This is a genomic window from Microcoleus vaginatus PCC 9802 (assembly GCA_022701275.1).
In the GTDB taxonomy this organism is placed as follows: domain Bacteria; phylum Cyanobacteriota; class Cyanobacteriia; order Cyanobacteriales; family Microcoleaceae; genus Microcoleus; species Microcoleus vaginatus_A.
This window is the reverse complement of record CP031740.1, coordinates 3,285,185-3,297,983: the sequence shown is the minus strand read 5'-3', so window position 1 is coordinate 3,297,983 and position 12,799 is coordinate 3,285,185. Positions and strand designations below refer to the sequence as shown.

General features: G+C 44.5%; 10 protein-coding genes. 3 read left to right on the top strand and 7 right to left on the bottom strand.

Annotation, left to right across the window (positions count from 1 at the left end; all coding sequences use genetic code 11):
* The 6 genes from D0A34_13370 to D0A34_13345 all read right to left on the bottom strand — a co-directional run bounded on the left by D0A34_13370 (position 1) and on the right by D0A34_13345 (position 7,305).
* A complete protein-coding gene (locus tag D0A34_13370) occupies positions 1-909 on the bottom strand; it encodes a glycosyltransferase family 2 protein (GenBank protein ID UNU19732.1) in 909 nt (302 codons plus the stop codon).
* Between the two features lie 63 nt (positions 910-972).
* Positions 973-2,229 (bottom strand): glycosyltransferase, encoded by a 1,257-nt coding sequence (locus D0A34_13365; protein UNU19731.1) that lies wholly within the window; start codon positions 2,227-2,229, stop codon positions 973-975.
* Between the two features lie 28 nt (positions 2,230-2,257).
* A complete protein-coding gene (locus D0A34_13360) occupies positions 2,258-3,181 on the bottom strand; it encodes a glycosyltransferase family 2 protein (GenBank protein UNU22282.1) in 924 nt (307 codons plus the stop codon).
* 19 nt (positions 3,182-3,200) lie between these two features.
* Positions 3,201-4,418: a hypothetical protein gene (locus D0A34_13355; protein ID UNU19730.1), complete on the bottom strand. Its 1,218-nt coding sequence runs from the start codon at positions 4,416-4,418 to the stop codon at positions 3,201-3,203.
* Positions 4,415-5,752, bottom strand: a complete 1,338-nt coding sequence (locus D0A34_13350) for a flippase (protein ID UNU19729.1) — start codon at positions 5,750-5,752, stop codon at positions 4,415-4,417. The genes D0A34_13355 and D0A34_13350 overlap by 4 nt, the downstream gene beginning before the upstream one ends.
* A gap of 131 nt (positions 5,753-5,883) precedes the next feature.
* Positions 5,884-7,305, bottom strand: coding sequence for an O-antigen ligase family protein (locus D0A34_13345; protein ID UNU19728.1), 1,422 nt, complete (start codon positions 7,303-7,305; stop codon positions 5,884-5,886).
* 205 nt (positions 7,306-7,510) lie between these two features.
* On the opposite strand from D0A34_13345, the gene D0A34_13340 reads away from it, so the two are divergent.
* The 3 genes from D0A34_13340 to D0A34_13330 all read left to right on the top strand — a co-directional run bounded on the left by D0A34_13340 (position 7,511) and on the right by D0A34_13330 (position 12,143).
* Positions 7,511-8,983: a polysaccharide export protein gene (locus D0A34_13340; protein UNU19727.1), complete on the top strand. Its 1,473-nt coding sequence runs from the start codon at positions 7,511-7,513 to the stop codon at positions 8,981-8,983.
* Between the two features lie 135 nt (positions 8,984-9,118).
* Positions 9,119-11,455, top strand: a complete 2,337-nt coding sequence (locus D0A34_13335; GenBank protein UNU19726.1) for a polysaccharide biosynthesis tyrosine autokinase — start codon at positions 9,119-9,121, stop codon at positions 11,453-11,455.
* A gap of 322 nt (positions 11,456-11,777) precedes the next feature.
* Entirely contained in the window at positions 11,778-12,143 is a 366-nt protein-coding gene (locus D0A34_13330; GenBank protein UNU22281.1) for a response regulator, read from the top strand.
* 66 nt (positions 12,144-12,209) lie between these two features.
* Here the strand turns inward: D0A34_13330 and D0A34_13325 are convergent, their stop codons facing one another.
* Entirely contained in the window at positions 12,210-12,707 is a 498-nt protein-coding gene (locus D0A34_13325) for a hypothetical protein (GenBank protein ID UNU19725.1), read from the bottom strand.
* Positions 12,708-12,799 lie beyond the last annotated feature (92 nt).

The following is a 12,799-nucleotide window of genomic DNA, read 5'->3' as shown; positions in this document are numbered from 1 at the left end:
CTATTCACCTTGAGTTTTGTTTTTAGTCAATCCCACTTTACTCAACACTGAAAGCCAAACTAACCTGCGATAAGGTAGCAGCCAATAAATTGGCCACAACCAGCCACCATGCCGCTGAGTAAATACTTTCCACTCTTGAGCCGGTTGCAGGGTAGTATCTTTGAACGATAAACCTTTCGGTTGGCTCATTTTATCCAATCCTTCACTTAAATTATCAGCAGCCGTTTTGGTCACCTGGGGGTTGAGAGAACAAGTGCCTAAATAGCCAGGAGCAATCCAAACTGTACATCCTTTCTGTCTGGCTCGTAAACCATAATCCCAATCGCCAATATAATGGACAAAAGCCGGATCGAGGTTGCCGACCATTTGCACAACACTGCGGGGAATTAATACGCAGTTGCCGTGCATAGTATCGCACATCTGAGGCTCTTTTGTTGGTTCTAGGATACCATATCGGAAGGGGTGCAAAGGGTTATTTCGCACGACACCGCCGTAAGTTGTTTTACCCGTTTCTGGGTCGCAGGTAGAACCGCCAACGATTGCTTTGGTTTCTCCTTTTTCTGATAATTTTTGAGTGGTTTCTAGCAAGACGCGTACTGTTTCGGGATAAATAAGAGTGTCATCATTTAACCATAGGTAGTAGTCGGGATCATCTTTCATTGCTTCGGTGAAAGCCCCACGCATTCCCCCGTTCCAAAATAGGTTTCCATCGCCGGAAAAAATCTTGACTTGAGGATAGATTTGACGAACTGCCTCGCTGGTGCCATCGGTACTGGCATCATCGACTAAATAGGCTAAGATATCAACATCGGCTGGAAGTGCCTGCTTAAAAAGAGCATCTAAGCAAGCTAATGTTTTCTCTTTGCGGTTGAAGCAAGTTAAAAGGGCGGCGATTTTAGTACGGTTCATTGTTCCCAATTGTGCGGCTTATAGCGATATGCAAGGTAAACTTTACCCAATAAAATCTGATTTTTATCTTGACTTTGGAGTTGACAGAACCTCGTTAAAAAGAGACAAATAGCGATTTGCTTGTATCTCCAAGGTGAATTCTTTTTCCGCTTTCTGACGGGCGTGAAAGCAGAGTTTTTGATGTCGCTCCGGGTTTTCTAGCACCCATGCAATACCTCGCGCTAAATCCTCACTGTCATAGGGTTGAGCTAAATAGCCATTGTGCTGGCGATCGACAATATCTTTTAATCCCGTCACATCAAAAGCCACCACAGGCGTGCCGCAAGCGAGCGCTTCCGATGCCGTCTGACCAAAAGCTTCGTACCGCGACGGTACAACCATTACATCAGCCGCTGCATAAACTTTTGCTAAACATTCATCTTCCAACCGGCCGAGATAATGAGTTTTAAAACCGACATCGATCGGATTTTCCGGTTGAGAAGAACCGAAAACCAAAAGTTCAATTTTGTCTTGCCATCCCGACTTACTGAGCCTTTGCAAAGCCGGAACTAGCAGCGGAAAACCCTTCCACCGATCGCCCGTTCCCTGCATCGCCCCAAACAACACCAAATGTTTATTTTGAGGCAAATTCAAACTATATCTCACCTGCGGGCGGTTCAGCGGTTTGTAGACTTCAGCATCAAGGCCATTAGCAATTACTTTAACTGGATATTTTTTCAACAAAGAACTAGATTTAGCGCATTCAGCTAACCAATTACTCGGAGTTACCAAAGTCAGATCCAAATTTTGCCAAGATTGAGCTTTTCGCTGCCAAATCCAACGAGAAATATCAGCATCTTTAGTGCTGTGAAGCTGCGGACAAGCACCGCAAGCATCAAGATAGCGATCGCAATTTTCGCTGTAGTGACATCCACCCGTAAACGCCCACATATCGTGCAGCGTCCAAACGATCGGTTTATTAAACTTAGGCAGCGTTTCAATTTGCATATAGCCTTCACAAACCCAGTGCAAATTAATCACATCAGGATTAATTTTCGCAACTTCCGATCCCAGGGAATCAGGAACCCATTGAGGCGAAAAAATTACCTGACCCAGTTTTGGATAAACCTTTAACGGCAACCTATTTAATTTAGCTCTAATACCCTTAAATTTCTCCCCTAATTTAGTCGGCATCAACCGCACATTCTCATCATTACTAGACTTAGACCCTACCAAAATTTGGGAATTTACCCCCATATTTTGTAAACCCTTGTGCAGGCGATAACTAGCTCTCGCAGCACCACCTTTAATATCATAATTACTTACTAGCAAAACTTTCATCCAAACATCCTTAACTCATGGTTACTTACTATTTCAAAAATTGTTGGATTTTTCGTTGTACTTTCTTGACAAATTTCGGATCGTAATCATATAAAGTGTTTTCAGTAAAATTATCTGCTTGCACATCCCGAATGGCAAAGGCTGGGTGTTTCATCGGAAATGTTATAGCTTCTACAGGCATATTACTATAAGGACTGTTGACATCCTCCGTATTAGTTCCCCCTACACCATGTCCGATGTTAGAAGCTAAATTGACATTTGCAAGAATATTCATACCATTTTGAATAAAACTAGCAAATGTCCACTGAAAAGCCCAACTCTGTAATTTTTTTTCATAACAAAGCTGAAAAGTATTTGTCCAAACTTTTACAGCATGGGAGTCTCCCAGTACATCCATCAAAAAATTACCATCTCGAATTTCTGGCCACAACTTCATATCTAAATCATAATGCTGCCAAGCTCGCCTCCAACTCGCCCAGCTCCAGCAGTGATTATAGCGAGAAAAGTAGTAACTATAATCAGTTCTTTTTCGCCCAAACTGAACATTTTGACCAGAGATTGATAGAATCCGCTGATCGTCTCGGTAACGCTCCAGCAATTCTTCAGCGAAGCGGAAAAAAGTAGGATGAGGGAGACAGTCATCCTCAAGAATAATTGCCTCTTCAACGGTATCAAACACCCAATTCATACCGCTAGAAACCCGCAGGCGACAACCGAGATTTACGTCTGCGTAATTCTTCAAAACTTCGCAGTCCCAATCTACTTGGTCAATAATAGCTCTTGCGGCAGCACATGCTTGATCTTCTCCAGGCTTATCTGGACGTGGGCCGTCAGCAATTACTAGCAATTTGGGAGGTTTTGCCTGACGAATTGCCTCAAATACTCTAGCCGTTGTATCTGGACGTTTGAAGATGATAAAAGCGACGGGTGTTTGGATTTGGTAATTGAACATTTCTGCGACTCTACTTTTTCTAGTAGTCTTCAACATCTGAATTAACAAGATCAGCAGTCATCTGCGATTTAAAATTAAACCACTTTTGGAGCATCACAGCCGCTATGTATGCCAGTGTCTCATTGCTAGTCTGATAGGGCAAAAATCTATAGCGAAAACTAGCCATTCTCGGGTCACCTTCTTGGTATAAAATATCTTGGGCAAAGTTCCCCCAACGTTCATCTATCAAATCAATTGTCATACCAGCATGAGCAGAAGGTAGCAACATATTAGAGCCGTGAAGACCAATTACTAAGCGGCTTTGTGAATAAACCTGGCATATTTCCTTTTCAACTTTTTCATTAAAACTATCCACTCTGTAATCTTCAATCCATTCGGGAAACTTAGTTTTTGTCCCCAAACCAGCTACGGCAAATTTTGCTTCTGGTACTTGCGACCTGATTTTCTCAAATAACTGCTGAATTTTCAAATTTTGTAATGGCAAGGCCCTTTCTCGTTGATTGAGCTTTTTCAAAACTCGGAACAGCCCACTGTTAACTAATAAACGATCTTCGCGCCAAATAAAAGTAATTCTTGTTTCTGGCTCCTCAAATTTGTGTTTGGGAACTCTAGTAAACCGCGTGATGTCAAACTGGCTAGGATGAGAATGGGCTTCGCTGACATAAATTTCATCAAAGCGTTTCGTTTCTTCCTCAACAAACTCAGCGAAGCTGGGATAGTAAGTTTGACCATTTTTTAAAGAAATAGGTACTGTCCAGACTTCGGCAACTTCATCAGGAACCATCCACCTTAGAAACTTAGGAACTATCACAACTAACCCGCAGTCTGAGTTGCATTCTAAGTGCCTTTGTGCATTTAGCAACTTCAGCAGGGAATGACCATACAGATGATCGATACAGTTTAAGATAATTACCCGCTTGCAGGGTTTAAAAATTTCTTTGACAATCTCAAGTTTTTCGGGTTGAGGATTTTGGAGTGAATAGAGTAATGGTTTGCCTAGCCATTCTTTTATATTAGCAACTTTTGCAAAAACTTCACCTTTGATTGTATCAACTTGGACAGAGTTTCGGACTCCATGACCTACTCTCAACTCGTCGATTATTTCGCTACCACATCCCGCGCACTTACAGTCCAGAACAATATGTATCCCTTGCCACAAAATTTTTTTGGCATTGAGTTCCGTGTCGCAATAGGGGCAATTCGAGCGCTGTTCGATTTTAGGTTTAATTTGAATCACTTTACTAATCCTCTGATTCTACCAGCCGCCTTGTATAAGTTAAAGGATCGCCAGATGAAAGTGCTAAAAGGCCGCAATTCCTTAATTAAGAAGTTGACTAATATAATCACGTAAAAATAAGTTATCAGAGTAGCCGCCGTTGCTCCAAAAGCTCCATACTTAGGAATCAACCAAAAGTTCAACCCTACATTTAGAATAGATCCGACTACAGTCAAGTAAAGACCGTAGCGTAACTGACCTTCTATGTTCAAATATGTGCTCCGTGCTACTCCAAAGTTACTACCAAATTGCGCCCAAACATAGAGAGCCAGTACCGCTGCTGACTTCGCATATTTCTCCCCGTAAAGCAGATGCACTATCCATGGAGAAAGTAATGATATCGGTATGGCCACTCCCAACCATAAAAATATCATAATATCCGAGTAAATTTGAAACTTATTTAGATATTCTTCATAATTTGTCTTTCTCAAATTCGCTAGTTTGGGAAAAATAGAGCTTGATAAAATCATTGGCAAGAAATCGCAGATTTCCGAAATTTTAACAGCGGCCGCATAATAGCCCAGTTCAGCATTTTTATTCATCGCACCGAGCATGATCTGATCGGTTTTTGAGTACAGATAAATTGCCAATCCCGACAAAATTATCGGCCAACTCTCCGATAGCAGTTCCTTACACCGCTCCCAACTGAATTGCCACTCCTTAATTTTATTCCCAGTAAGCTTATAAAAATATACATAAGCCATGCCTACCAATGCCACCTCTGCCAATCGAATCCAGGCGAAGGCAAGCAGGGGGGCTTTAATAGTCACTAACCCAATTCTGACTGCAGCAACTAAAAAACATACAGAATTTTTAGCCAACACTGTATATTTTGACTGGATTTGGGACTGGAACCAAAAATTGATAGCCTCAAAAGCATTAAAGATAGTTCCTGCTGCGATGATACCTACCAGCCACCGAGTCAGAGTGTCGTTGGGCTTGAGTAGCGCAATCACGGTGACACTTAACACCAAAGTGATGCAGCCACCAGTAAATTGCAGTCCGAAGGCAGTTCCCAGGGTCTCATTTTTGCATTCTGGGTCGCGAGCGATATTCCGCACTACCAGAGTACCCAAGCCCATCGTTGCTACCGAACTAAACAGCGACACAAAGGCGAGCGCGTAGTTGAGCAATCCAAATTGTGTCGGACCAAGATAGCGAGCTACCCAAAGGCCTACAAACAGACCTAGACCCATCTGCAAGATTTGGTCAGTGAACAGCCAAGCTATGTTGCTGAGTACCTGGCGCAGACTAGGGGCGAGCCTTTGACTGACCGCAGTTAACTTATCTAGCATCAGAATATTTTAAATCTTTACAAAACACAAACGCGGTTCTGGCAGGGTCGGCAATCTCGCAAAATTAGACTGGTTGATCCTAATAACAACATACCACAACTTGACCCACGATCCGCCCAATAAAGGTTACTTCAATAGACAGTGCGAGCTAAAGAACGCCTTTGAGGGTTACTGGTGCTACTGTTAGAACTATTGTTAGCATTATCTATCGCAAGTCGAACCGTCAACATTGCGTAACTCAGCCAAGGATTTCCTATATCTATAATATAACCTTCTGTGATATTGCTTATAATAATAGACACTAGAAAACAAATAGGTATTCCCGCTTCTTCCAGCGTGCTACGACTCAAATACCGAACTGCGTAAGCTAAATTGAGCAGCAAGGAAGTCATCATTAAAATTAATCCCGGCCAACCGAAGGCTAACAAGATACCGATACCGCCATTGTGAGGATTTTTAGGTTGAAATCCATTAGGAGTATAAATAAAATAAGCAGGAGTAGCCGAGCCTAACTTATCTTGTTGAAAAAATCCATCGTATCCGTAGCCAAACCAGGGGCGCTGGTTGACCGCATCCATTAACTGTGGCCAGAATTCGGTGCGCCCAGTTAGAGTCAAGTCTTTGCCTAACCCACCTACAATAATATCCTCTAGGTTGTCTACTACAAAAACAGTCATAATTATGCTGAAAACCAGGAAACATATAATCGCGGTAAATGCCCACTGAAAACTTAACTTTTTGAGAAAATTTAGCGAGGAGACTGCAATTATTAATATGATAGTAATCACTAGAGCAGAACCAGACTTATTAGCCCTCACCAGGTAAAATGAAAATAACATCATTCCCAAAGCAATCCAGCGTTCTTTCTGAGTTTTAGCTCCTTGAGAATAATGCAAATACCAAAAGGCTGTACATAAAGCTAAGACTCCCCCCAAAGAATTTTTAGATAGGGTTAAGCCTACAAAATCGCCTGATCCTGGGGGTTTCATTACAAAACTGGCCAAACCGATAGCCGTGTATCCCCATCGCCAAAAACGAGATAAATCTTCCCATTTATATTGCGCTGCAATGTAACACCCGAAAACAGTAAATCCTGAAAAAGCTAGACCTGCTCTTAGCGTGTCTTCAGGAACTAGGGACCATAATGTAGACAGTAATGGAAGTAATGTATAAAGTAAAAAGAAAGGATTCATTATTAATAACTTAGCAAAAAAATCTATAAAATTGCTACTAAAAATTTTAACCCTTGAAAATAAAATAAGTAATACCCAGGGGTAAAAAAAATAAGGTAGCTGTTTTAAAATGCCACCTTCGGGATCTTTCAAGTTAACAAAATGCAAGTAATTAAAAGGAGGTTGTATCAGAACGGGGGAGATGAAAATATATAAAATAGCAAAGCTTTTTTCTAAAGCCAAACCAGTTTTTTTATAGCTGGCAAATTGAAAGAATAGTAGAGTTGCCATCGCGAGTAGAGCAATTAGCATCCATGTTAATGAAGAACTACCTAATATCAGCTCTTTTAGCATATTTGCTGGAGACACTGGTTCAGTCATAATTGCTTTCCTTTATCTAAAACAAGAGCAAATTATCTAGATATAAAATATAGCGGTCAACCCGCAACCACGCTAACACAGAAATTAGGCATAAAGCAAAAATACAGCATCGTTTTTTCGGCGATAGCTTAAAATAATGAGCTTTTTGCCCAGCACTAAAAAGGCTACACTTATATAAATCATAGTCAATAAAATTAGGTGGTGTATGGTTAACACCCATTTTCCAGGACAGATAGCCCGGTCGGTTGTGGGTGTTGTCTTGTTTGCTTCCACTGTCATCGCTGACGCCAGAAGCACCCCGGCACAACTTCCCATCCCGCTAGGCGCAGAGCAAGCCCAGAATGTTGCGCCCGTTACGAGATCGCCGGAAAGCTATAAACTCGGTGGCGGCGATCGCATCCAAGTAGAAATACTCGAAGTACCCGAACTCAGCCGTGGCTACGAAGTCCTTTCCGACGGTTCAGTCAACCTGCCCCTAATCGGCTTGGTCTCCGTCCGTGGCCGCACCTTAGTAGAAGCCACCAACATCATCCGCAACGCCTACCGTCGCGTCCTCAAAGACCCCATAGTCACAGTCAGCCTCGTCGCCGCCCGCCCCCTCAACGTCGGCGTTATCGGAGAAGTCACCAGGCCCGGAAACTTCATTATGACCCTAACTCCCGGCCCGGGAGCCTCGCCGAGTGTCCAGTACCCTACCGTCACCCAAGCGATCAGACTCGCAGAAGGCGTCACGGGTGTCGCCGACATCCGCAACATCCGCGTCCGCCGTCCCCAACGAGACGGCCCGGATCAAGTTCTCAACGTCAACCTGTGGAAATTCTTGCAAGAAGGAGACATCTCTCAAGACATCATTTTGCAAGACAGAGACACAATCGTGATCCCCACAGTCGCCAACTTCAACCAAGCAGAAGCTCGTCAATTTGCGACGGCTAACTTTTCGCCACCCCCAGAAAAACCTCGATCGATCTCCATCGTTGGTCAAGTCACCCGCCCTGGGGCTTACGTCGTCATCGGCGGCAACACCACAAACGACCTCAGCCGCGAAGGTTTCCCCACCGTCATCCGCGCCATTCAGCTAGCTGGCGGCATCACCTCGGATGCCGACATCCGGCAAATCCAAGTACGGCGCGTCACCAGAAGAGGCGAACAAATTATCCCAGTCAACCTGTGGCAGTTCCTAGAGTCCGGCGACGGCGCCCAAGATACCATCCTCCAAGAGGGAGACACGATCATCGTGCCCAAAGCTACGATCGTCAACCCCGCAGAAGCTGGTGTGCTCGCTAGCACTAACTTTGCTCCCACTGGCATTAACGTTTTTGTAGTAGGAGAACTCAGAACATCCCTCGATCCCTTGAGACTCCCAGCTAATGCGACGCTGAATCAAGCTTTAGTTTCCAGAGGATTTTTTGGGTACGAGAATACCAGAGCTAGAAGAGATAAAGTTGAGCTAGTCCGCCTGAATAACGACGGTACAGCTACTAAACGGACGATCCAAGTCGATTTAAGTCAAGGGATTAACGAAGAAAGCAATCCTCAACTTCGCAACAACGACATGATTATCGTATCTCGCAGGGGTCTCGTCAATTTTGTTGATCGCATGAACGCTGTAATCGGACCTGTCGGCCCAGCGACGGGAGTGTTAAATTTTATAAACGTTCTCCGATTTTTATTCAGGTAAGAAGGCGGCGGGTGAGGTGGATAATTTCTGGCAAAGGCTAGAATAAACTAAACAATAAGATTACCCAGCCGCGACCTGCCCGCTTCAAAAATATCAACCTCAAAAATATCAACCTCAAAAATACCTAGGCTGAATATGGATAGCAGACAAGATTACCAACCCTTCACACCCAAATCGAATGGCAAACTGCCGGATTTATCTACTCAGAACTACAGAGATCACTTCGTAGAGGAGAGAGAAGAAGAAAAGCTAGACTTGTCCTGGCTGTTCGGCGTCGTGCGCCGTCGATTCCTGGTCATGGCTGCAGCCACCATAGCTTTGAGCGCTCTCGCAGGAACAGCGATCGTCGCCACTTCTAAAAGCATAACGGTCGAGTATGAAGGCTCCTTTTCCCTGTTAGTAGAACCAGCCACGGCTGAAGGTTTGCAATCCAAACTATTAAACAACACCCAAGCTGCCGACTTCGCAAAAATTAATATAGAAGGAATTAGCCTACTAGACTACGAAACCCAAATTAGGATCTTGCGAAGTCCCAAAATGATGCAGCCAGTGATTGAGGAATTGCGGGCTTGGTATCCCAAAATGAACTATAGCGAACTGAGTTCAAAAATGTCGATCAACCGCATCAGCTACACGAAAGATGGCAAACAGCAAGGCACAAAAATTTTACAAGTTCGCTACAAAGATTCAGATAGAAAAAAAATTTACGGCGTATTGGACAAAATTTCTAAAGCTTATCTAGAATACAGCTTGCAGCAACGGCTGATGGGCATTAATCAAGGTATTAAATTTATAGATACGGAGATGCCCAAGCTCCGAGAAAGAGTAGAAGTTCTGCAACTGCAAGTCCAAAGACTGCGGCAGCAGAGCAACTTGTTTGAACCGCAGCTAGAGGGAAAATCTCTGTCTGAACAAGTTCAAAGCATTCGCGGCAAGCAAGTAGAAATCAGAGTTCAGCTCAAAGGGATGCGAAACCTCTACCAAAGCTATGAAGAACTACTCAAGGAAAATAATCCCCAGGGGCTGCTGATGACCCAAGGACAAGCTTACGCGGGACTCTTAGGTCAAATTCAGAAAATAGACTCGGAACTGTCAATGAAATCAGCTCAGTACAGAGAAGACAGTTTGCCAGTTTTAGCGCTGCGAAAAAGTCGGGAAGAACTGATTTTAACCGCCACTCAACAAGCAAGAGAAGTGGTAATGGGGAATTTAGAGACCCAAATCAAAGAAATTGAAGCGCGCGATCGCGAAATGACCGCTTTGCAAAATGCTCTCAACCAAAAAATTAGAAACTTTTCAGTTACAACCCGACAATACGACAATTTACAGCGGGAACTCCAAGTAGTTACTAAGAGCTTGTCGGACTTCTTGGCAAAACGAGAAACCTTGGGGATTGAGGCGGCTCAGCAGCAAATACCCTGGGTGCTGATAAATCCTCCGGAAATTCCGCTAGACAAATTCGGCCAGCCTATAACAGCTACCGTCAAACAAACCAAAAAACAGTTAGCGCTGGCAGTAATTTTAAGCAGTCTGCTGGGCATAGCAGTCGGCTTGCTCGTAGAGGTACTAAATACTGTGTTCCACACTCCAGAATCACTGAGAATGGCCACAAGATTGCCAATACTCGGGGTGATTCCGTTTACCAAGAAAGTCAAGCGCAGACGGCCAGCCAGACAGAGAAAACTAACATCGGCTCGCTCGAACTCGAAAGTGGAAATAGTCGCACCGGGCGAAGCTAGACATACGGGTCAGGAGATTGGAGGACCAAGTATTTTGAGCGACTTGGACTATCAATTTTTAGAAGCATTTCGATCGCTCTACACGAACATTCACTTGCTCAGTGCAGGCACGGCGATTCGATCGCTCTTAGTCGGCTCAGCCGTAGCCGGAGACGGCAAATCTACAGTAGCTTTGCACCTGGCAGCCACAGCAGCAGCAGTCGGACAGAGAGTATTGTTAGTAGATGCAGATTTGCGCTGCCCCCAACTGCACGCTAAGTTAGGACTGCCCAACGTGCGTGGCCTGGGCGATGCCATCTCCACGGATCTCAGCCTCAACGACGCGATTCAACGAGCCCCGAACCAAGAAAATTTGTTCGTACTCACCGCCGGCCAAATTCCCCCCGATCCGATCAAGCTTCTTTCTTCCAAAAAAATGCAGTATCTGATGGAGCAATTTCAAGCATTTTTTGATTTAGTAATTTATGACACCCCGCCACTAACTGGCTTGGCAGACACCCACTTGATCGCAGCTCACACAGACGCTACGATTATGGTCGTCCAAATTGGGCGAACAGACCGATCGCAAGTTCGCAAAGTTTTAGAAGAATTAAAAATTTCTGGAGCTTCCGTCTTGGGAATCGTTGCTAACGGCTGCAAAAACACCGGTCAGAGCTACCGCCAGCGCCCGGCCGTTTTAGAGACGCTCTACGACCAAAAACTATCGGCTTTAGGTACGAAAAATCCTAAATAGACAAATGTTGATGCAGGCGGCCGAGCGCCGCCGTCCTCAACCGGAAACGCACAACCAAGCTATACCCTCATTTTTTGATAATAGTACCATTTGAGAAAGAAAATGATAGACTAACGGACATAGCCTTGTGTGTCAACCGAGATTGCGCGGATCTTTAAATTTTGCGGGAATTACTCAGAAAATGATTGAGAAATCAGCAAAAGTGGGTAAACTACATCTAGCAGAGCGCAATCTCAATCAGGAAAAGACACCTTTGAAGGTGAACGTTAGTGTAAACGTTAATGTGAACGTTTCAACCCAGAAACTTGGTAGGGATTATTCTATGAGTACAGTTATGGTTGTTGATGATAGCGTCACTCTGCGGGAGATGATCGCCGACTTGCTCAAAGGTAGAGGACTCAACGTCACGGTAGCGAGTGATGGCGTAGAAGCTCTAGAGCAAATCAAGGCTAACCGGCCAGATTTAGTCGTTCTGGATATCGTGATGCCCCGGATGAACGGCTACGAAGTCTGTCGTCGGCTCAAAAGCGACCCTAAAACCCAAAATTTGCCGGTGGTAATGTGTTCGAGCAAAAGCGAAGAGTTCGATCGCTATTGGGGAATGAAACAAGGAGCCGACGCTTACATCGCCAAGCCATTTCACCCTCAGGAATTGGTCGGCACTATTAAGCAATTGCTGCGAGGTTGAGGTTGAGGAATAGGGACAGGAAAAAAAATGTCTTGAGCGCTTATTATTTCTGCTCCCGCAGCCTCTCTAAACTACTCGATTGACAATAGTCCAAACATCCCCGTCCGATCGCACGTAGGGAACAGATATACTCTTAAAACCAGTAATAAAAGGCTTGTAATAAACCTGCCAGTAGCTGGGACTAATTTGGTCGGCGATAGCTTTGAGTCCCTTCACTTCCGCCGCCAGTTCCGCCGCTAATTCATTAATCCGTTCCGCGTGTCCCTGAGCTAGTAATCTTCCTTCTTCAACTTGCTGCTCCATCGGAGTGATTCTTTGCAACTTTACCGACTGCTGCTGTTTGTGAGCCAGTTGAGCAGACAGAGCCGCGATCGCGTCATCTATACCCTTGACTTCTGCCGACACTTGTGCTGTTTCCCTCGCGTGACGCCGATAAGCATCGGCGATCGCTTGGGGCGAATCACCGGCTGGGACAGCATCGGCAATAGTAAGCTGCTGGCGTTCCAGGCGCAATTCCTCTATTTGAGAGTAAATTGCCTCTATATCTGTCTGAAGTTTGTCCACCTAATTACCGCGTGGTTGTTGGATATTTCAGCATATTAACACAAACCCCTCACCTAATCGGCATAGAAATTGCATATTTTAGGCTGGCTAGA